General features: G+C 66.6%; 17 protein-coding genes. 11 read left to right on the top strand and 6 right to left on the bottom strand.

What is annotated here, in order from left to right; translation table 11 throughout:
- Nucleotides 1-19: 19 nt before the first annotated feature.
- Together CXQ90_RS09425 and CXQ90_RS09420 are read right to left on the bottom strand one after the other, a co-directional pair.
- The gene (locus tag CXQ90_RS09425; protein ID WP_104138695.1) at nucleotides 20-322 is read right to left on the bottom strand and encodes an acylphosphatase; all 303 of its coding nucleotides are present in this window, start codon (nucleotides 320-322) and stop codon (nucleotides 20-22) included.
- Nucleotides 323-374: 52 nt separating this feature from the next.
- Nucleotides 375-1,097, bottom strand: coding sequence for a hypothetical protein (locus CXQ90_RS09420; protein ID WP_258064445.1), 723 nt, complete (start codon nucleotides 1,095-1,097; stop codon nucleotides 375-377).
- Between the two features lie 225 nt (nucleotides 1,098-1,322).
- Here CXQ90_RS09420 and CXQ90_RS09415 point away from each other — a divergent pair, with 225 nt between their 5' ends.
- Complete coding sequence (locus CXQ90_RS09415; RefSeq protein ID WP_104138692.1) at nucleotides 1,323-2,516, top strand: mechanosensitive ion channel family protein; 1,194 nt, start codon at nucleotides 1,323-1,325, stop codon at nucleotides 2,514-2,516.
- A gap of 109 nt (nucleotides 2,517-2,625) precedes the next feature.
- Here CXQ90_RS09415 and CXQ90_RS09410 read toward each other — a convergent pair whose 3' ends face one another.
- Nucleotides 2,626-3,492 (bottom strand): glycosidase, encoded by an 867-nt coding sequence (locus CXQ90_RS09410; RefSeq protein WP_104138691.1) that lies wholly within the window; start codon nucleotides 3,490-3,492, stop codon nucleotides 2,626-2,628.
- Between the two features lie 262 nt (nucleotides 3,493-3,754).
- On the opposite strand from CXQ90_RS09410, the gene CXQ90_RS09405 reads away from it, so the two are divergent.
- Nucleotides 3,755-4,045, top strand: coding sequence for a hypothetical protein (locus CXQ90_RS09405; protein WP_104138689.1), 291 nt, complete (start codon nucleotides 3,755-3,757; stop codon nucleotides 4,043-4,045).
- A gap of 245 nt (nucleotides 4,046-4,290) precedes the next feature.
- Nucleotides 4,291-4,674, top strand: coding sequence for a DUF6457 domain-containing protein (locus CXQ90_RS09400; RefSeq protein ID WP_219816651.1), 384 nt, complete (start codon nucleotides 4,291-4,293; stop codon nucleotides 4,672-4,674).
- Nucleotides 4,675-4,811: 137 nt separating this feature from the next.
- On the opposite strand, the gene CXQ90_RS09395 is transcribed toward CXQ90_RS09400, so the two are convergent.
- Nucleotides 4,812-7,109, bottom strand: coding sequence for an FdhF/YdeP family oxidoreductase (locus CXQ90_RS09395; protein ID WP_104138688.1), 2,298 nt, complete (start codon nucleotides 7,107-7,109; stop codon nucleotides 4,812-4,814).
- Nucleotides 7,110-7,363: 254 nt separating this feature from the next.
- On the opposite strand from CXQ90_RS09395, the gene CXQ90_RS09390 reads away from it, so the two are divergent.
- The 3 genes from CXQ90_RS09390 to CXQ90_RS09380 all read left to right on the top strand — a co-directional run bounded on the left by CXQ90_RS09390 (nucleotide 7,364) and on the right by CXQ90_RS09380 (nucleotide 9,843).
- Nucleotides 7,364-8,191 carry a nuclease-related domain-containing protein gene (locus CXQ90_RS09390; RefSeq protein ID WP_258064444.1) on the top strand — a complete coding sequence of 276 codons (828 nt, stop codon included), beginning with the start codon at nucleotides 7,364-7,366 and terminating at the stop codon, nucleotides 8,189-8,191.
- A 121-nt stretch (nucleotides 8,192-8,312) separates the two neighbouring features.
- Nucleotides 8,313-9,089: a CPBP family intramembrane glutamic endopeptidase gene (locus tag CXQ90_RS09385; protein WP_104138686.1), complete on the top strand. Its 777-nt coding sequence runs from the start codon at nucleotides 8,313-8,315 to the stop codon at nucleotides 9,087-9,089.
- 139 nt (nucleotides 9,090-9,228) lie between these two features.
- Nucleotides 9,229-9,843, top strand: coding sequence for a hypothetical protein (locus tag CXQ90_RS09380; RefSeq protein ID WP_104138685.1), 615 nt, complete (start codon nucleotides 9,229-9,231; stop codon nucleotides 9,841-9,843).
- 22 nt (nucleotides 9,844-9,865) lie between these two features.
- Here the strand turns inward: CXQ90_RS09380 and CXQ90_RS09375 are convergent, their stop codons facing one another.
- Nucleotides 9,866-10,870, bottom strand: coding sequence for an adenosine deaminase (locus tag CXQ90_RS09375; RefSeq protein ID WP_104138905.1), 1,005 nt, complete (start codon nucleotides 10,868-10,870; stop codon nucleotides 9,866-9,868).
- Nucleotides 10,871-10,966: 96 nt separating this feature from the next.
- Here CXQ90_RS09375 and CXQ90_RS09370 point away from each other — a divergent pair, with 96 nt between their 5' ends.
- Together CXQ90_RS09370 and CXQ90_RS09365 are read left to right on the top strand one after the other, a co-directional pair.
- Nucleotides 10,967-13,774 carry an excinuclease ABC subunit UvrA gene (locus CXQ90_RS09370; RefSeq protein ID WP_258064443.1) on the top strand — a complete coding sequence of 936 codons (2,808 nt, stop codon included), beginning with the start codon at nucleotides 10,967-10,969 and terminating at the stop codon, nucleotides 13,772-13,774.
- Nucleotides 13,775-14,099: 325 nt separating this feature from the next.
- Nucleotides 14,100-14,792, top strand: coding sequence for a transglycosylase family protein (locus CXQ90_RS09365; RefSeq protein WP_104138683.1), 693 nt, complete (start codon nucleotides 14,100-14,102; stop codon nucleotides 14,790-14,792).
- Nucleotides 14,793-15,293: 501 nt separating this feature from the next.
- Here CXQ90_RS09365 and CXQ90_RS09360 read toward each other — a convergent pair.
- Complete coding sequence (locus tag CXQ90_RS09360) at nucleotides 15,294-15,821, bottom strand: hypothetical protein (RefSeq protein WP_104138682.1); 528 nt, start codon at nucleotides 15,819-15,821, stop codon at nucleotides 15,294-15,296.
- Nucleotides 15,822-16,101: 280 nt separating this feature from the next.
- Here CXQ90_RS09360 and CXQ90_RS09355 point away from each other — a divergent pair, with 280 nt between their 5' ends.
- From CXQ90_RS09355 to CXQ90_RS09345, 3 genes are all read left to right on the top strand, one after another.
- Nucleotides 16,102-17,022, top strand: a complete 921-nt coding sequence (locus CXQ90_RS09355) for an MSMEG_6728 family protein (RefSeq protein ID WP_104138680.1) — start codon at nucleotides 16,102-16,104, stop codon at nucleotides 17,020-17,022.
- Between the two features lie 10 nt (nucleotides 17,023-17,032).
- Nucleotides 17,033-17,893, top strand: a complete 861-nt coding sequence (locus tag CXQ90_RS09350) for an NAD-dependent epimerase/dehydratase family protein (protein WP_104138679.1) — start codon at nucleotides 17,033-17,035, stop codon at nucleotides 17,891-17,893.
- A 181-nt stretch (nucleotides 17,894-18,074) separates the two neighbouring features.
- The coding region (locus CXQ90_RS09345; RefSeq protein ID WP_258064442.1) for a 13E12 repeat family protein at nucleotides 18,075-19,705 on the top strand (1,631 nt) is incomplete at its 3' end.

Here is a 19,705-nt window from a genome sequence, read left to right as displayed (position 1 = left end):
CTTAACTGCCAACCTGCACTCAGCCGACCACCTGAAAGCTCTTGAAGCCGCCCTCCGCAGGCGACATCCTCTCGTCCACGTGCGCAACCTGGCCCGGCGCCTGCGGTGAGCTCAGCCAGCGCCGGAATTCGATGATGTCCGGCTGCGGACCCTCCACCACAAGGGAAACCGCGCCGTCGTCGTCGTTCCTCACCGCGCCGGTGAGGCCCAGTTCGTCGGCTTTCCGGGCCGTCCAGTAGCGGAAGCCGACGCCCTGGACCATGCCCGTGACGCGGGCGGTGAGACGGACAATGGCCGGTTCTGAAGCCTTGGAGTCAGTCATGGATCCAATGTAGCGCCGGCGCCGGGGTCTCGACAGGCTTGACCAGCAAGGACTAGCTTGCCGGGCGAAGCGACGTGATCATGGCCCGGATGTTCTTGTATTCAGGCGTACCCATGTATGCCTCGGGCGTGTCCACGTTGGGCGCGTTGCCCGGCGTCGTGTCAAAAGGGTTGTAGACACCGCCGAACATCGCCCCGCTCGGCGGCCAAGTGAAGAAGTGGAAGATCGGACAGGCCGTGGGCCCGGTGGGTTCCGGCGCCGACGTTATGCCGTAGGCCAGCACGGTCATTTTCGCAGGGTCGGTTGCGGTACTGTCCTGCCTGGATTCGAAGGTGAACCGCGGCGTGCTGCCTGACTGCTTGAGGGCAGGCAGCGGCTCGGAATCGAGCATGCCGTACGGCTGCTTCGTGGTGCATTCCGCGCCGGTGACCATGTTGGTGCGCAATGTTGCCATCGACTTGCCCGCCGGGTTCTTAACCTCCACGAACACGCCGCCGCCCTGCGGAGTGGCGCCCGCAGGGTCCTTGATGCTCCACTCGGACGGGTGGTCAAACGATAACTCGCCATCGGACGTCGTGAACGTCTTCCAGCCCGCCGGCAGGGTCGCCGAGCCCGAGGCGCTGGCGGACGCCGGGCTGTCGGTCGCCGGTTGGGACCCGGTCCCCGGCGAGGTGGTGGAATCGGAAGCGCCCGGCGAAACGGTTGGCGACACCGTCTCTCCGGCCCCGGGCGAGGCCGGCCCGCAGCCGGACAGCGTAATAACGACGGCAGCCACAACCGCGGCCCCTGACAAATTCCCTAAATGACGCAAAGCTCCTCCTTGAGATGCGAACGGTGCTCCCAATTCTGGAGGTTTATCCATCGATTCGGAAAGAGACAGAAGCCTACTGAATCCAAAGCGTTGCCCGCATAACGAAGGGGGGTTCGTTCAAGGCTCGATTTCAGGGCCGCGGCGAAGGTTGATAGAGGTTAAGACATGCCAGACCTCCTAGACCAAGCAATGCCCTTTCTCGCAATCGCCATTGCCGTGGCCGCAGGACTTTTCCTCTCGTGGCTCCTCCGCCGGGTTCTCGTCCGGCTCAACCGCAGGCTCACCGCGCTCCGCGAAACGTCCCGGATGGGGCGGGTTCCGCTTCGCCTGACCCTGTGCCTCATCGGCGTCCGGATCGCCCTGGCGCTGACCACGGAGGATGCCGAGTGGCGCAGAAATGTGGACCACGTCCTGCTGATCGCACTCATCGCCTCCGTTGCCTGGCTGGCAGTGGCCATCCTGATGATCATCGAAGCGCTCATGCTCACGCACTACAGCGTGGACGTGGCAGACAACCGCCGCGCCCGTCGGCTCCGCACCCAGGTGATCCTCGCGCGGCGCGTCGGCATCGCCCTGATCGTGATCCTTGCCTTCGGCATCACGCTACTCACCTTCCCCGACGTCCGCGCCCTTGGCGCAGGCATCCTGGCGTCGGCCGGGCTGCTCTCCATCGTGGCCGGGCTGGCCGTGCAGTCAGCCCTGGTCAACGTCTTTGCCGGGGTCCAGCTTGCCTTCACCGACGCCATCCGCGTGGACGACGTCGTGGTGGTGCAGAAGGAATGGGGCCGGATCGAAGAAATCACGCTGACCTACGTGGTGGTCCACATCTGGGACGACCGCCGGCTCATCCTGCCCTCCACGTACTTCACAACCACCCCCTTCGAAAACTGGACGCGCCGCCGCTCCGAAGTCATGGGCACCGTGGAGTTCGACCTCGACTGGCGCGCGCCGGTGGAGGCCATGCGCACCGAGCTCAAGTCGCTGCTGGCCGGCACGGAGCTCTGGGACGAACGCGTGGGAATCCTCCAGGTCACCGATGCCACCAGCGGCTTCGTCCGCGTGCGGATCCTGGTCAGCGCCGCGGACAGCGCGGCATTGTTCGACCTGCGCTGCCTCATCAGGGAAGAACTGGTCGGATTCCTGCAGCAGCACCATCCGCAGGCCCTCCCCCACCTGCGCTGGGAGACCATTAGTTCCGCTGAGGTACGGCCCTCGCCATTGCAGCGGCCGCAGCTGGACGCCCATCCCCGGCAGCCCTCCGACCCCCACGATTCCCAGCTCTTCACCGGCTCCATCGAAGCTGTGGAACGGTCCCGTGCCTTCACCGGCCCGGGTGAACAGGTCTTCGAGGACAGGGAAAAGACTCTTTCCGCACACGAGTGACAAGCCCGCCGGCCGGGAACGGCGAAGCCCCGCTGCCGCGGTTGCGGCAACGGGGCTTCAGACTGTCCGGGTTCTCGACCCGGCCGGTCGTTGCTTCCTCAGCGGGAAATCAGTTGACGGTGATGTCCCTGGTGCGGTGGTCGTAGCGGATGGTAAGCCGGCCGCCGTCGTGGTGCAGTTCGTGGTTGGCACCATCAAACGCGCCGAACGCACCGTAGTTCTCTTCCCAAGAGCGGTTCAGCGCGATCTTGAAGGTGTAGTAACCGGCCGGGATGTCAGCCGAGAGCTCCCACAGCTGGTCCAGGACGTCCAGCTGCATCTGCGCTTCGTCGTACTGCGGCGCCCAGTTTTCCGGGGCACCAAGCAGGGTGTTGAAGTCGCCGGCAACCGCAACGGCTTCCGGCTGCTCGACCGCTGCAGCGGAACTTGCGACGGCGGCGGCTTCAGTTTCGGCCGCAGCTTTCTTGCCACGCACCGCCTTGGCAACCGGAGCCACCGCGTCCTCGATCAGCTGGGCAGCCTTGTCCACGACCTTTGCGGCCTTGGAGGGTGCCTTCTCGGACTTCGCCGCCTTGGCCGGGGCCTTCTCGGCGGCCGGCTTGGCGGCCGCGGCCACCGGAAGGGGCGTGCCGGCCGGAACCGGAGTGCCGGCGTCGAGCGCTGCGGAGAAGGTCTCAGCATCCGCGAAGGCGACAGTGGCCCGCAGGCCGTCGTCGGTGATGGTCCAGCCGGAGCGGCCCTTGATCAGCCAGCCGGCCTTGACCAGCTTGGCCGTTGCGGTGGTGAGCGACTTGTGGCCGCGGGGAATTCCCCCGCTGAGCAGCTCGGCTTCGTATGCGTTCAGCGGAACCCGGATGAGAGCTTCAGCCAGGACGGAGCCGGCATTCTGGGGATCACCAGACAGCTCCCCCTCTGCCAGAACGTCCAGCACGGTCTTGAGCCGGAAGTTGGTGTTTTCTGCGGCGGTCTTGCGCATGGTTCCCCTTATAGAGCGATTGTTCCCACAGTAGTTTGCCAAGAACACGGTGAATCTGGCGACTTGAAATGGTAAACAGTTCGTGTCGTGACCGACTATGACGAGGATTACACCCTAACTGAGTCTGAAGTCTCAGATCCGCGGGCGTCTGCGGCCTTCCGGATGCTGCTGTTTGGGGCCGGGCGACCCGCCGGATTTGCGCGGGGATGTGAAATAGAAAGTAGGCTTACCATGTAAGCCACCGCAAGGAAGGGACGAACCAGTGACCGAACACAGCTCGAATGAAGACGGCTTTGTAATTCCGAACCCTTCGGAGATCCGTGAAGACATTCCGGGTGACGCCGGCGATGACGCGAACGTGATCCGCTTCAGCGAAGAACAGGCGCTGATCGAGGAACAGGCACACGGCATCCGGCCCGAAACCTACAACGTCCCCGCAGGCGGGCCCACCATGGACGAAGCGCGCGGGAACATGGACCTGTCCGACGACACGGGCGATATAGCTTCCGGGGACAGCAGCGACGACGGGCTGCACGGCGGCGCGGAGCAGTAACCTCCGCTTCCCTGGTCCGCCGCGCGCATTTCTGCACCTCTTTGGGCTGCTGCGCCACTCCCGGCCCGCCTAAACACGGGCGCGCCGGCGGCGCCGTCCGGCCATAGTGGTGCAGAAATGCGGCTGTCGACGATGGCCCGGCCGTTGTGGCCCCAGAGGCGGAGTGCCTATAGTGGCGGTCTGCACATCCCTGAGCCCAGGACGTAGTCCGTTCGGCATCCGACGTAGCAACCGAAAGGGAACCAATGACGGGCAACATCGAGGGCACAGACGGCACCACCAGCACCAGCAGCACCAGCGGCACCGGCGACGCTGCCAGCGGTGCCTCCGAGGACCAGGAGCTGTCCCAGTGGACTCAGCGGCTCACGCAGGCGCTCCAGATCCTGGACCTGGATCTCGACCAGAAGCTGGTTGACCGGCTGTCGGACGGATCCGCCAGCGCTGTCAACCGCGGGGCGGGACCGGTCACTGCCCTGCTCGTCGGCTACGCGGCCGGTCTGGCTGCGCGCAGCGGAAACACGACTCCTACCGAAGCAGTCCAGTCCGCCGCAGAAGTGGCTTTGCGGCTCTGCGAGGACGGAGCCGACGGAGGCCCGGACAGCGGGGGCTGGTCGAGCACCGGGCAGTGACCGCCGCCCCACGTCCGCTTTAGCGCAGTGTCCTGAGTGGGGTCACGTCCGCTCTAGCGCGTTGTCCTGACGCGGCTTCTTCACGTCCGGTCTGGCGCAGTGCTTCTCCAGCGCGGCGCTCTCTAAGCGCAGCGTCCTCACGGAGTGCTGGGCTCCAACCGCACGATGACCGCCTTCGACGCCGGGGTGTTGCTTCCCTCCGCGACGCTGTCCAGCGGAACCAGCACATTGGACTCGGGATAGTACGTTGCCGCGCATCCGCTGGCCGTGGGATAGGACACCACCCGCAGCTTCCGCATCACGCGCTCCACGTTGTCCTCATAAACCCCGTGGAGATCGACGAACTGACCGTCGCTGAGCCCGAGCTCGGCAATGTCCTCAGGACTGACGAAGACCACGTCGCGGCCTTTCTTGATCCCCCGGTAGCGGTCGTTGTAGCCGTAAATGGTGGTGTTGAACTGGTCGTGCGACCGGACCGACTGCAGGATCAGGGTTCCGGGGGGCCGCTCCACATGCTCCAGGTGGTTGACCGTCAGCATGGCCTTGCCGGTGGGGGTGGTGAAGGTGCGGGAGTCCCTTGGTCCGTTCGGCAGCACGAAGCCGCCTTCCTGCCTGATCCGGTCGTTGTAGTTCTCACAGCCCGCCACCACGTGGGAGATGTGTTCGCGGACGAGGTCATAGTTTTTCTCGAACCCTGACCAGTCCGCACTGGTCTTGCCATCCACGGTCTCGCGGGCAAGGCGGCAGACGATGGCCACCTCGGACAGCAGGTTCGGCGCAACGGGCCTTACCCTGCCTTCGGAGGCGTGCACGGCACAGACTGTGTCCTCCACGGAGACGAACTGCGGGCCGGACGCCTGCATGTCGATCTCGGTGCGTCCCATCGTCGGCAAAATGAGCGCGGCCCGGCCCGTTACGGTGTGCGACCGGTTGAGCTTCGTGGAAATCTGGACCGTGAGGTCGGTGTTTTCCATGGCTGCTTCCGCAGCATGCGTGTCCGAAATGGCGGAGACAAAGTTGCCGCCCAATGCCACGAAAACCTTTATGCCGCCGTCGCGCATTTTCCGGATCGTCTCCACGGAGTCCGCTCCCGGGTCTCGCGGCGGGTCGAAATCGAACTCCTTGCCGAGTGCGTCGAGGAATGCGGGTGGCATCCGCTCCCAGATGCCCATGGTGCGGTCGCCCTGGACGTTGCTGTGCCCGCGGATGGGAGAGGCTCCGGCGCCGGGCTTGCCCATGTTGCCGCGGAGCAGCAGCAGGTTGATGATCTCCTTGATGGTGGCGACGCCCTTTTTGTGCTGGGTGATGCCCATGGCCCACGTGATGATGACCCGTTCGGCCTTCAAATAGCGTGCGGCCAGCTCGTCAATCTCGTCGCTGCGCAGGCCCGTGGCCTGGAGGACGGTCTCCTCGTCCAGTTCCGCAAGGTGAACCTTGAGTTCGTCCAGCCCCTGGCAGTGTTCCGCGAGGAACTCGCTGTCCAGGACGGTTCCGGGGTTCTTCGCTTCAGCCTCAAGGACGCGCTTGGAGAGGGCCTGCAGCAGCGCCATGTCGCCTCCCAGGCGGATCTGCAGATACTGGTCCGCGAGTTCTGTGCCGCGGCCCACGATTCCGCTGATCTTCTGCGGGTTCTTGTAGCGCATGAGCCCGGCTTCCGGCAATGGATTGACGCCGACAATCTCACAGCCGGCCTTCTTCGCTTCCTCCAGGGCGGTGAGCATGCGCGGATGGTTGCTGCCCGGGTTCTGGCCCATGATGATGATCAGCTGTGCCTTGGCGAAGTCGTCGTAGGAGATGGTGGCCTTCCCAATGCCGATGGTCTGGCCCATGGCCCAACCTGAGGACTCGTGGCACATGTTGGAACAGTCCGGCAGGTTGTTGGTCCCGTAGGCCCGCACGAACAGCTGGTACAGGAACGCGGCCTCGTTGGACGTCCGGCCGCTGGTGTAGAACGCGGCCTCGTCCGGGCTGGAAAGACCCTTTAGTTTGCCGCCAACGATCCCGAAGGCCTCGTCCCAGCTCACCGGCCGGTAGTAGTCCTCCCCGGCCGGCTTGAAGACCGGCTCCGTCAGGCGGCCCTGCATTCCGAGCCAGTATTCAGGCTGTTGCCGCAGTTCGCTGACCGGGTGCTCCGCCCAGAACTCCGAGGCAATGACCACCGGCGTGGCCTCCCACGTCACGGCCTTGGCACCCTGTTCGCAGAACTCGAACCTCTTGCGGTCGCCGGGATCAGGCCACGCGCAACTCATGCAGTCGAAGCCGTCCTTCTGGTTCAGCCCCAGCAGCGTTTTTCCGGTCCTGCCCACGCCCATGTGCTTCAGCGCCGGCTGCATCGAGTGGTAGACGCCCGGCATTCCGGCGACCCATTCCTTCGGCTTGCCCACCTCAAGGTCTTTTTCGTCAGCCTTTTCCACACGCGGGTTCTTGCGCGGCATGCTGCACACTCCTTGACTCGCCCCGTGCGGGTTCCTGCTGCTCCGGCCCGGGACCCGCCTTTGTGTTCCCCCTTTCACAGGCGTAGCAGGTATGGCAGGCCGCTGCAAGCATTCCGTGTTCGCATTCCGCCCTGGCCGCTCCGGCCGCCGCGCGTGACTGCGACGCCGCGGCGTGTGACTGCAGGAGGCGTCCGCCGGTTGGCTGTCCCTCCCGAATAGGATCGCCTCATGACACGTACTTTTGGGGGCGATCCGTGCTGACCTCGAACAGCAATTCCCAACATCCCGTCCAGCCGCTCCTTAGCTCCAGGATTCCCGGCCAGGCGGTGATGGGCGAACTCCTGCGTCTCCAGGCAGGCCAGGAACCGCAATCCAGGCTTGCCCGGCTCTTCGGCGTAAGCCCCCTGACTGTGGAAACGTCCGCTTGGTACAAAGGCGCACTCGGCGAAATCGCCGTCGGAAAAACCCTGGACAACCTGGGGCCGGAATGGACCGTGCTTCACGCCGTTCCGGTTGGTACAGGGTCGTCCGACATCGACCACGTGGTGATCGGGCCGCCGGGCGTCTTCACGATCAATACAAAAAATCACTCTGACCAGCCGGTGTGGGTTGCTGGTCAGACCCTCATGATTGCGGGAAAAAGGCAGCCCCATATTCGCAATGCAACGCACGAGGCAACGCGGGCAGCACGGCTGTTGTCCAAGCGCGCGGGGCTGGCGATACCCGTCGCGGGACTGGTGGTGATCGTGGACCCCAAGTCCCTGACCATCCGTGAAAAACCGGCTCAGGTGACAGTCCTGACCCACAATCAGCTAATGCGCTGGCTCCGCACACGAAAGCCCGTTCTGAGCCCGGATCTGGTCGCTCGAGTAGCCGCTGTGGCAGTACTTCCGGATACCTGGCACAGCAGCCCTGCAGGCGGCGATAACGACGACGACGTCGCGGCCGGTTTCGTCGAGCTGCGGGATCAGGTGCGTGGCGCCCGGCGACGACGCATCGGATGGCTGCTTGCTTTCCTCGCGGGCGCCGCCCTGGCGGCCAGCAACGTGTTGTCCGTGGCCTCGGCAGTGATTTCGCGCTAGTGACGCCCCAGCGGTCCCCACCCAGCGCTGCTACGCATCGGTGAAGCCCGTCTCCTCTGGTGCCCCCGCGCGGGCGGGGCGGACAATCGGACCACCAAACAATGATCGTTTGGAGCCCGTCATGCGTCGATCCACTTCTTGGCTGAAACACCACAGGCTGCTGGCCTTCTTCGTCCTGGCGTATGCGATCTCCTGGTCCTCGTGGCCGGCCTACGCGGCGGGGCTGATGCCGCGGATGGAGTTCCTGCCGATAGGCCCGCTGGCTGCCGCGATCATCGTGATAGCCCTGACGGAGGGCAGAGCCGGATTCCGGGCATGGGGCCGCCGGCTTATCCGCTGGCGCGTGGGCTGGGTCTGGTACGCCGTGGCCCTGCTGCTCCCGGCCGTTATGGTGCTGGCGACGGCGTTCGCCACCATAGCCCTCGGGGCGTCGGCACCGGGCCTTGCGCGCCTGACGTGGAGCGGGATGCTGATGGTGTTTGCGATCCGCCTCATCAATCCCATGGACGGGCCGCTGGGCGAAGAGCCTGGTTTCCGCGGCTACGCCCTTCCGCTGCTCCAGGCCGCCCGCCCGCCGCTGCAGTCCGCGGCTATTCTTGGTGTCCTGGTGGCATTCTGGCACCTGCCGCTGGTCCTCTTCCAGGGGCTGAGCCTGATCGGACTTCCGACGACGTTCGCCATCACCTTCCTATACGTGTGGCTGTTCAACCACACGGGCGGCAGCGTCCTGCTGACACTCCTGTTCCACACCAGCCAGGGCACTTTCACCGTGGGTTCCTTTGGCTTCACGGGCGCAGACGCCGGCCGCGCCGAACTGATTTACTTCGTCGTTGTCGTCCTGGCGGTTCTTGCCACCGTGCTGTTCGACCGGGAAGCCTGGCGCAAGGCACCCCGCTGAGCCACCGCCGTCCGGCGTTTTTCCCTCAGGATGCGTCCCATGTAAACCGGCGGCCCCGAAGCCCCGTGTCCGCGCCCGCGCCCCGGCCCGGAACCCCGCGTCCGCGCTCGTCGTCACGACCGATCCCCAGGAGGAGAAGATGTCTTCACCACTAGCCTCGGCCGCCGGTCCGATCGCCCTAGTGGCGGGACTCGCCTTCGCCGCCGCGGACGCCGCGCGCCTGCTCACCGCCGACCGCAGCCTCGACCGGCTCAAGATGATGCGGCAGCCACCGTTCCAGGTGGCCAACGCACTGTACTGGGTGGTGTTCATCGGGCTGGTCCTCGCCCTCGTCTCCGTGTACTTCCGCTCTGCGAGCCGCACCGGGGGACTCGGCGCCGTCGGCTTCTGCTTCGCGCTGGTGGGCACTCTGGACATGGCAGGCAACATGTGGTTCGACGGGTTCGCCGGGCCGTGGATCGCCGACGTCGCGCCAGGCGCCATCCTCGCCGGCGGCTCCGGCATGCTGGCCATCGGCGGACTGTCCAGTTATGTGCTGTTTGCCCTTGGCTGGATAGTCTTCGGCATCGCCGGCTGGCGGTCGCGGATGTTCCCGGCGTGGGCGGGCGTGGCATTCATCGTGGCCGGTTTCCTGGGCTACAACGCGGGCCTTCCGCCGTACGGTATCCCCATTGGGCTGGCCCTGGCTGCCGTGGGCTGGTGGATCGTGCGCACCGGAGGCAGGACGGCGGCACAGTCCGAACGTCCCGCGTAGCCAGACAGCGTAGCCGGCTAGCTCAGCCAGACAGCTCGGCCAGCAGTTCCGCCTTGCGCTCGTCTGTGGCAAAGGAGGAACCGATCGAGTTCGCAGCGAGGCGGACGCGGTCGAATTCGGACAGCAACATCACCGATTCCAATTGGGCAAAATTGTCGTCCACATAGCCGCCGAAATACGCCGGATCATCCGAATGGACGCTGACGTTCAGCCCGGCTGCCAGCATCGCAGGAAGCGGATGGTCGGCGAGCATGTCCACCGCACGGAGCCGCACATTGGACAGCGGGCACACCGTCAGCGGCACGCGGTCGGCCACCAGCCGCTCCACCAGATCGGGATCCTCCATGCAGCGGATACCGTGGTCAATCCGCTCCACTCCCAGCACATCCAGCGCCTCAATAATGTACGACGGCGGGCCCTCTTCGCCTGCGTGGGCGATCCTCCGCAGGCCTGCTTCGCCGGCCCGTGCGAACAGCCGCTCGAACTTGGCTGGCGGGTTTCCCACCTCGGCAGAATCCAGTCCGATGCCGGCGATCGGCGCATTCATGGCCAGCAGGGCCTCAAGAACCTCCAGCGCAGACTCTTCGGACAGGTCGCGCAGGAAGGCGGCGATCAGCAGCGTGGAAATCCCGAACTCCTCCTGGGACGTGGCCAGCACCGAGGCAACGCCGTTGACGCAGGTCTCCAGCGAGACTCCCCTGGCAAGGTGCGCCTGCGGATCCATCATGATTTCCGCGTGCCGAACCCCAGCGGCCGCTGCCCGCGCCAGGTAGGCCCGGGTCATGTCCGCGAAGTCCGCCTCGGTCCGGAGCACGGCCATGTTGGCGTAGTACAGGTCCAGGAACGACTGCAGGTCCGTGAATTCGTACCGCGCCCGCAGCTCGTCCAGGCCTGCGTACGGCAGTTCGATGCCGTTGCGCTCCGCGAGCGCGAAGATCAGTTCAGGTTCCAGGGTGCCCTCAATGTGCAGGTGCAGCTCAGCCACGGGCAGGACGGGCGGCGCTGCCGCAGCCTCCGGTTCGTTCAACAGTGCGGTCTGATCGTTCGGTTCGGCGGCGCCGTCGTAAGTATCCACACCGCAAGAATAGACCCCGGCAGAGACATCACCGCTAGAGTCGAACAGATGCGAAGTGAACAGCCTGCTGACTATCTGCCCGAGCTGACAACCACGCTGGCACCGGACCACCACACCGACGGCTTCGTCCGCGTGCGGGGTGCCCGCGAGAACAATCTCCGCAGCGTGGACGTGGACGTTCCCCGCGATGCGATCGTCGCCTTCACCGGCGTCTCCGGCTCGGGCAAGTCCTCGTTGGCCTTCGGCACCATTTACGCGGAAGCCCAGCGCCGCTACTTCGAATCGGTGGCGCCCTACGCGCGCCGGCTCATCCAGCAGGGGCACAACCCCAAGGTGGAAATGATCACCGGGCTGCCACCCGCCGTCGCCCTCCAGCAGCGCCGCGGCGCACCCAGCTCACGGTCCACCGTGGGCACGGTGACCACGCTTTCAAACTCACTCCGCATGCTGTTTTCGCGCGCTGGCACGTATCCCTCCGGCGCGGCACCTTTGGACTCCGACGCGTTCTCCCCCAACACCGCCGCCGGTGCCTGCCCGGAATGCCATGGGCTCGGCATCGCGCACACCGTCAGCGAGGCGTCGCTGGTCCCCGACACCTCGCTGAGCATCCGTGACGGCGCCATTGCGGCGTGGCCGGGTGCCTGGCAGGGCAAGAACCTGCGGGACATCCTCAGCCACCTCGGCTATGACGTGGACACGCCGTGGCGGAAGCTTCCCAAGAAGCAGCGCGACTGGATCCTCTTCACCGAGGAGCAGCCCGTGGTGGAAGTGACGCCCGAGCGCGACCGAGTGGCCAAGCCCTACAAAGGCCGGTTCTGGAGCGCCAAAAGCTACGTCCTCCACACCCTCGCCGACTCCAAAAGCAGCACCATGCGCGAACGCGTGCTCAGGTTCATGGAAACCGGGCCCTGCCCGCGCTGCGGCGGCACCGGGCTGACTCCGGAGGCGCTGGCCGTGACCTTCGCGGGCCACACCATCGCCGGCCTCAACGCCGTGCCCATGGCCGAACTGGCGGACATTATCCGCCCCACCACTGAGCTCACGGAGGCCGGAACTGCCTCGCGCAAGCCCGCTTCACGGAAGCAGGACTCTGCCAAGCACGATTCGGGCAAGCAGGATTCGCCCGAAAGCAACGAGGTGGCGGTGGCCATCACCCGCGATCTCCTGCAGCGGGTGAACGTGCTGCTGGAGCTCGGGCTGGGTTACCTGGCGCTGGGCCGATCCACGCCCACCCTCTCCCCCGGCGAAATGCAGCGGCTCCGGATCGCCACGCAGCTGCGCTCCGGGCTCTTCGGCGTGATCTACGTGCTGGACGAGCCGTCCGCCGGACTGCACCCCGCCGACGCCGAACCACTCCTCGCCGTCCTGGACCAGCTCAAGTCCTCGGGCAACTCAGTGTTCGTGGTGGAGCACAACATGGACATTGTGCGCCACGCGGACTGGCTCGTCGACGTCGGCCCGCGCGCCGGTGAGGGCGGCGGCGAGGTGCTCTACAGCGGCCCCGTGGCCGGCCTCGCCGAGGTTGAGGCCTCCCTGACCCGGCCGTTCCTGTTCCCGAACGGTGCTGGCAGTTCAGCCGCTTCGAAGGGTTCCGCCGGAAAGAAGAACGACGGCGGCTCCCGCACCACCGGTTCGGCTGCTGGAAACACGTCCGACGGTGGCGCGCGCGACAATATCGCTGGCGACGACGGCGCGGGAGACGGCGGCGCGGCTGACGGCGGCGCGGCTGACGGTACGCGGGAGCCCGGCGGCTGGCTGGAATTGCGCGACATCAGCCGCCACAATCTCCGGGAGCTTGACGCCAACTTCCCCTTGGGCGTACTCACCGCCGTCACCGGCGTCTCCGGTTCCGGCAAGTCGACGCTGGTCAGCCAGGTGCTCGCAGAGGTCGTGGGATCACTGCTGCACCCGGGACAGGACGACGGCGGCGCCGTCCCGGCGGACCCCGCGGACACGTCACAAGCGGACCCGTCACAAGGGGCTACAGCACCAGCGGACACGGCACGGGCGGAGGATTCCGGTGAGCTCGCCGCACCGTTGACGGTGGGTCCTGTGTCCGGTTTGGACCAGGTGGACCGACTGGTGAAGGTGGACCAGAAGCCGATCGGCCGTACGCCGCGGTCCAACCTCGCCACTTACACGGGACTCTTCGACGCGGTCCGCAAGGAGTTCGCGGCTACGGACGAGGCCAAGGCCCGGGGCTTCGGCGCCGGACGCTTCTCGTTCAACGTGGCGGGGGGCCGCTGCGAGATCTGCCAGGGTGAGGGCTTCGTGGCCGTGGAACTGCTCTTCCTGCCCGGAAGCTACGGCCCCTGCCCGGAATGCGGCGGTTCGCGCTACAACCCGGACACGCTTGAAGTCACGTACCGCGGCAAAAACGTGGCCGAAGTCCTGGGCATGACCGTCAACGCCGCAGCCGAGTTCCTCACCGACGTCCCGGCGGCCGCCCGCAGCCTCCAGACCCTCCTCGAGGTAGGCCTCGGCTACCTCCGCCTGGGCCAGCCTGCCACTGAACTGTCGGGCGGCGAGGCCCAGCGCATCAAGCTCGCCACGGAACTCCAGCGTGCCCGCCGCGGCCACACTCTTTACCTGCTGGACGAGCCAACCACCGGCCTCCACCCGGCGGACGTCCAGCTTCTGATGGCGCAGCTGAACCGGCTCGTGGACGCCGGCAATACGGTCATCGTGGTGGAACACGAAATGGACGTCGTGGCCGCCGCGGACTGGGTCATTGACCTTGGACCTGCCGGTGGCGACGCCGGCGGTAGGATCGTCGCCGCCGGGACGGCAGCCGCCGTCGCGCTTTCACCTGCCAGCCGAACGGCACCCTATCTGGCCGCTGCCTTGGCGTCGTAACATCGGCCGTGCATCCTGAGGTGGCGGGCGGGCAACCGCCCGCCCCGGGATGCCAGCCGGCCGCCGCCCTCCTCATCGACGCCGCCTCCACTGCCCACGTCGGATTGACTGTCACAAAAGATCTCGATTTGATAACGGAGCGCGACTGCCTTACCGTGGACACATGCCCGCGACGCGCGGGCCCATGAATGCCCGGTGCCGCCTCCACCAGTTACTGCCCGGCCGGCGGACACCGTAATGACCTCTAGTTTGTCAGGGGCGGGCGGTAGCGCGACAACGTCCGGGGACGGACCGAGCGCGGGTGGCCTCAGGAGCATCCCACACCATGAAGAAATCAACTTTCAGCACTGCCGCGCGCCGCGGAGTAACTCTTGCCGCCGTTTCCGCCGCAGGCCTTGCCCTGTCCGCCACAGCCGCAAACGCGGCAGTGCCCACCGCAAGCGGCTCCACATGGGACGCCCTCGCCCAGTGTGAAAGCAGCGGCAACTGGTCCACCAACACCGGCAACGGATTCTCCGGCGGCCTGCAGTTCACCCCGCAGACCTGGGCTGGCTTCGGCGGTACGGGTTCGCCTGAAAACGCCTCCCGCGCCCAGCAGATCGCTGTAGCCGAGAAGGTCCAGGCCACCCAGGGCTGGGGCGCATGGCCCGCCTGCGCCGCCAAGCTCGGCCTGAGCGGTGGCGGTGGAGCAGCTGCTCCGCAGATCCAGCCGCAGAGCGCGCCGGTCCAGGCCGCTCCGGTCCAGGCTGCACCGGTTCAGGCAGCACCCGTCCAGGTCCAGGCTGCTCCCGTGGCCCAGGCCCCGGTGGTCGCCGAGGCCCCGACCCAGGCCAGGCACGCTGCCGAGGTCGCTGTGAGTGGCCAGACCTACACCGTGCAGAGTGGCGACACCCTCAGCAAGATCGCCGAGAAGGTCGGAGTTCACGGCGGATGGCAGCACCTCGCCGACGCCAACGCTGACACCGTCACTGATCCTGACCTCATTATGGTCGGCCAGGTTCTGCAGCTGCCTGCCTAATTGACAGGTTTGGTTGCCTGACTGGCTTGCCGTCCGGAGTGTAAGCCTCTGACGTGGCAGGCTCACTTGTCACGACGGCGACCATCTTAACTGTGACTACGACGCCGAGCGTCCCCTCTTGAGGGGCGCCCGGCGTCGTTCGTTTAAGCCCGGCGTCGTTTGTTCACGGGAATCGGCTGCTAAGGAATTCGGCCTAAGAGGGCAGCCAAGTCGCTGAGTCCGCCCTCCGCAACGCGGCAACCACAAACGCCCCCGCAGTGGCAGCGCCGTGGCCGCGCCGCTTGGTGCCGTACGCCGAATGGCAGCGCCGTCGGAAGCGGTTCACAGCGTCCCTGGTCGCGCCGCTTAAAGCAGTACGACGCCGGGCGAAGCAGTACGACGCCGGGCGGTCCCCCTCCTGCGGGGACGCCCAGCGTCGTACTTCTTGCGTTGTATTTAGCTGTTGAGCCTACCGTCGGGCAGGAGTGCGTTGCGTCACTGCCTCCTGCCCGCGACGTTCCCCTAGGCCGTGGTCGGAAGTTCCCGGACGATGCGAACTTTCCAGGCGGAGTCGTCGCTCGTATCCAGGAGCGCGACCGTGCCGGAGGCAAGATGCAGGGCAACGCGCTTCGCGTTCAGCAGTTCGAGGTAGAGCTGCTCGTTCATGCGCGAGGGGGTGTCAATGACGAACTTCACGGCGTCGCGCACCTTGCGGTAGTTGGCGCTGCGTTCGCGGTGCCGGTGCAGTTCAAGTTCGTGGCGCTGCTTCACGCGCGGTTCGTGGCGGTTCAGCCAGTTCACGGCCAGGTGCACACCGATCACCAGGGACAGCGACACGGCGTAAATCCACCAACCCGTAGACATCAGGAACAGGGGAAGATTGGCGATGGCCACGACGGCGATCACAATCCGGAGGGCAACCAGCCGGCGCAGGGTCAATGCCACTGAGGCCAATGCGGTGCGGAAGCGGTGCTGCTCCTTGCGTGCGGCCGCGGGATCCAGCGTAAACTCGTCGAGAACAAGGATGCCGTTCGCGTCGGGGCCAAGCATCCGGCCGTACTTGGGAACGAACAGCTGAGGCTCCTGTGACGCGTGTGAATTCGGCTCCGAGGACGCGGCTGAAAGGGGCGCTGGCGAGGTAAGAGTCATGTGAAGGCTTCCGGACGCTGGGGAGGTTTCGGCTATCTTAGTGGTTAACATGCCTCGCCGTATGCACCGGTCCACAATGTGAACACCTCAGCGCAATTAGCGCGGCTGCCGGCACCCCTGCCATCATGTGGCCCCGGCCACCACAATTGGCACATCGCGCCCGGGGCGTCAGACTGAAGGGATGCAAACCTTCCTTCCGTACCCCGATTTCCGGCAAAGTGCCGCCGCGCTGGACCCTGCCAGGCTCGGCAAGCAGCGCGTCGAGGCGCTGCAGACACTCCGCGCGCTGGTGATCCCGGAGTACGGCTGGCAGTCCCACCCCGCGATCCGGATGTGGATGGGCTACGTTCCGGCGCTCACCATGTACGGCCTGGCCATGGTGGATGAATGGACCAAACGCGGATTCGCCGACAACACCGGGGCGAACATCCGCGAGTTCGCACCGCAGGCCGCCCACCCGGACTACGCCGCCAAGATTCCCATGCCGCCCTGGCTCGGCGATCCCGAGCTTCACCTGAGCCACCGCTCGAACCTCATCCGCAAGGAACCGCGCTTCTACTCAGAGCTGTTCCCGGGCACCGAGGCGGACCTCGAGTACGTCTGGCCCGAGCCACGGCATGAGTTCCTGCCGCAGGATCCCGAAGGCGATGTCCTGTGGATTCTGCGCGAACATGTGGGCGAGACCGACCCCGAGCGGATCGACAAGGTCGCCCTGCCGGCGGTGGGCCGAGCGGCCGGCAAGGCTTCCGGCAGCGGGGACTCCGGCGACGACGACTACCAGTTCGTATACGCCGACACAGGATCGCGCCGCCCCGCAAAAGTGGCCCGCAAGCTCCCGAAAAAGCTCGTCAAAAAGCCGTCGAGGAAACGCCAGCGCCAGGAAGCGGCCTTCTCGACCCTGCCTGGCAAGTCGGCCATTGCCATCCCCCTCGAGAACGGCAGCAAGTTCGCCATCGGGATGGTGCTGGGACGGCCCATCACGCTCGACGACGGCCGCTTCGGCCGCAACTTCAAAGTCACCGACGTTGTGGACCGCTCAGCGTTCGACTACCCCGCCCTGCTCCAGGACCCCCGCGTCTTCTTCCCTGTCCCGGCCCTCTGAACCCGGGGGCATGACTATCCTCCTCGCCGGTTGCGGCGACCTGGGCACCGAGGCGGGGCTGCGGTTTGCCGCCGCCGGACATCGAGTTGTGGGCTGGCGGCGTACGCCGGCGAAACTGCCGGCGGAAATTGAAGGCGCGGCGGCTGATTTGAGCACAGCTGAATTGCCGCCGGTCCCGGCGGACACCGCCGCCGTCGTCGTCGCCGTTGCTGCCGATTCCCCTACTGAGGCGGCCTACCGCGCCGCCTACGTCGACGGGCTTTCGAATGTCCTCGATGCCCTTGAGCGTGACGGCGTGACGCCTCGCCGCGTCCTTTTCGTCTCCTCCACCGCAGTGTATGGCGACGCCGGCGGAGGCTGGGTGGACGAGCGCACGACGCCGGCACCCGGCGGGTTCTCCGGCCGTATCCTCCGCGAGGCGGAGGAACTGCTGGAGAAACGGTTGCGCGGGACCGGGACTGCGCCCGTGTCGCTCCGCTTGGGCGGCATCTACGGCCCGGGCCGCACGCGGCTCATTGACCAGGTCCGGGGCGGAACGGCAGTCATTCCCGACGACCCGCGGTACACCAACCGCATTCACCGCGACGACGCCGCGCGCGCGATCGTGCATCTGTGCACCATGGCCGGGGAGCCAGCACCCGTATATGTGGGTGTGGATGACGATCCCGCCGAACTGGGCGCCGTCCTCCGCTTCCTGGCCTCGGAGCTGGGACTTGAAGTCCCGCCGTCGGGCAGTGCCGGCGAAGCACGCGGCGGCAACAAACGCTGCAGCAACACCCTGCTCCGCGGCACGGGATTTTCGTTTGCCTACCCCACTTTCCGCGAAGGGTACCGCGACATTCTCGCAGGTGTTGGGGTACGGCATCCGTAGGTGTTCGTTTGCCCTTGGCCGGGGGTGATGAGCAGTCCGGTTCGCAGCGGCGGAAGTCCGCGGTCGCAGAGACGTAGGGCCGGGTCGCGGCGGGCTCTGCTGTTTACTTCAGTCTGACTTTTGTGGGGGCGGTCTAATCCGACCAGCATTAATTGTCAGCCCCCTCTGAGAGAGTTTCCTTATGGAAGCCATTGGGGAAGGCGTAAGCGGTACGTTTGGCCGCGGAGCAGCGGACGCGGCAGCAATGCCCGCCCGCCGTGCTACGTCGCTGCGCAGCGTCCCTGATTCCGGGGCTTTCCCCCTTGCTTCCCTAGCCGGCGCACCAGCGCTGACGGACACAAACGTCGACGGCGGTGCTGCCGCCGCTGATTCAGCTTTTACCGGTGGAGTTTTCAGCGGCGGAGCGATGGCGAATCTGCGGCGGTGCCGGGGGCTGCTGGAGGCCGCGGTCGAGTCCGCGCGGGAGGAGCTGGCCCTGGCCGGGTTCGCGGAGGCCGCGGATTTCGCCGGGCTGACCGAAGAGATCTCCCGCCGGTTCGAATACCTCCAGGTCCTCGGCGCGGCGGCAGTGGACCGCACCCGCACGGAGGCGATCAGCAACGCCGCCGGGCCGGCAGGCAAAGCTGCCGGCTGGATCACCGGCTGGGGCCACGACACCGAATCCTCTGCTGCCCCGTCAGGCTCTGCCGCCTTCGAGGCCGAGGCCGCTTCTCCAGAGGCCGTTGCCGCGTCCGCTTCCGTGTCCGGCCCCGCCGCCGGCACCGGCGCGGTTTCGGGGGTGTCGCCGGCCGATGACGGGTGCCGGAACACCGCGGAGTTCCTGCGGGTCCGGCTGCGGATCAGCACCGGAGAAGCCCGCCGCCGCCTCGCCCTCGCCTCCGCCGTCCTCCCCCGCACCGGCATCACCGGCCTGCCCCAGCCGCCGGTCTGTGAGGAAACCGCCGCCGCCCTCGGCGAGGGGTCCATCGCCTCCCGCGCCGGGACCATCATCACCACCGCCCTGGACCGTGTCCGGCACATCGCCGCCCCGGAGGATCTGGCCCGGATGGAACACGTCCTTACCCGCACCGCGATCGAGAACGACCAGGACTTCCTCACCCGCGTCACCCACCGCTGGGCCGACGCCATCGACCAGGACGGCACCGAACCCTCCGAAGAGGACCTCCGGCACCGCCAAGGCGCGTTTCTCCGCCGCCACCGCCGCGGACTCCACCACCTCGAAATCTTCGCCACACCCGAGCAATACGAACACCTCCTCACCGTCATGAACACCGCCACCAACCCCCGCACCCAACCCACCACCGGCCCCGGCACCGGCGAGGAAAGCAGCGGAGACGGCGGAGACGGCACTGACGTCACAGCGGCCAGCACCGGCGCCGACACGAATGAAGGCACCGGGGCGGGAGCTCACGCCGGGCCGGGGTTCGGCGCCGCGGCCGAAAACGCCGCCGAAAACGTCCACCTCGAACGCCGCACCCGGCCCCAACAACTCCTCGACGGCCTCGTCGGCGCCTGCAAGGCAGCCCTGGCCGCGGGATGCCTGCCCGCCACCGGCGGACTCCGGCCCCAGATCATGGCCACCATCAGCTACCAGGACCTCCTCAACCGCCTCGAAACCGCCGCCACGAACGGACCCCGCTACACCACCACCGGAAACCCCGGCCCCGGGGCCGCCAGCGGCAACTACCCCGGGTCCCCGGCAGGCCCGCTGCCCGGCACCGCGACCGGCACCGGGACGTTCACCTACACCGGGCCCGTCACCCCCGCCACCATCCGCAAAATCGCCTGCGACGCCGACATCATCCCCATCCT

Source organism: Arthrobacter sp. ZGTC131, assembly GCF_002929275.1.
In the GTDB taxonomy this organism is placed as follows: domain Bacteria; phylum Actinomycetota; class Actinomycetes; order Actinomycetales; family Micrococcaceae; genus Arthrobacter.
The sequence above is the reverse complement of the archived record's forward strand: the minus strand, read 5'-3'. Positions and strand labels throughout refer to the sequence as shown.

What these genes read in the sequence shown, in the direction of transcription:
- CXQ90_RS09425 (WP_104138695.1), bottom strand. Translation starts at nt 322, where the DNA reads ATGACTGACTCCAAGGCTTCAGAACCGGCCATTGTCCGTCTCACCGCC.
- CXQ90_RS09415 (WP_104138692.1), top strand. Translation starts at nt 1,323, where the DNA reads ATGCCCTTTCTCGCAATCGCCATTGCCGTGGCCGCAGGACTTTTCCTC.
- CXQ90_RS09410 (WP_104138691.1), bottom strand. Translation starts at nt 3,492, where the DNA reads ATGCGCAAGACCGCCGCAGAAAACACCAACTTCCGGCTCAAGACCGTG.
- CXQ90_RS09400 (WP_219816651.1), top strand. Translation starts at nt 4,291, where the DNA reads ATGACGGGCAACATCGAGGGCACAGACGGCACCACCAGCACCAGCAGC.
- CXQ90_RS09395 (WP_104138688.1), bottom strand. Translation starts at nt 7,109, where the DNA reads ATGCCGCGCAAGAACCCGCGTGTGGAAAAGGCTGACGAAAAAGACCTT.
- CXQ90_RS09385 (WP_104138686.1), top strand. Translation starts at nt 8,313, where the DNA reads ATGCGTCGATCCACTTCTTGGCTGAAACACCACAGGCTGCTGGCCTTC.
- CXQ90_RS09380 (WP_104138685.1), top strand. Translation starts at nt 9,229, where the DNA reads ATGTCTTCACCACTAGCCTCGGCCGCCGGTCCGATCGCCCTAGTGGCG.
- CXQ90_RS09370 (WP_258064443.1), top strand. Translation starts at nt 10,967, where the DNA reads ATGCGAAGTGAACAGCCTGCTGACTATCTGCCCGAGCTGACAACCACG.
- CXQ90_RS09365 (WP_104138683.1), top strand. Translation starts at nt 14,100, where the DNA reads ATGAAGAAATCAACTTTCAGCACTGCCGCGCGCCGCGGAGTAACTCTT.
- CXQ90_RS09360 (WP_104138682.1), bottom strand. Translation starts at nt 15,821, where the DNA reads ATGCTTGGCCCCGACGCGAACGGCATCCTTGTTCTCGACGAGTTTACG.
- CXQ90_RS09355 (WP_104138680.1), top strand. Translation starts at nt 16,102, where the DNA reads ATGCAAACCTTCCTTCCGTACCCCGATTTCCGGCAAAGTGCCGCCGCG.
- CXQ90_RS09350 (WP_104138679.1), top strand. Translation starts at nt 17,033, where the DNA reads ATGACTATCCTCCTCGCCGGTTGCGGCGACCTGGGCACCGAGGCGGGG.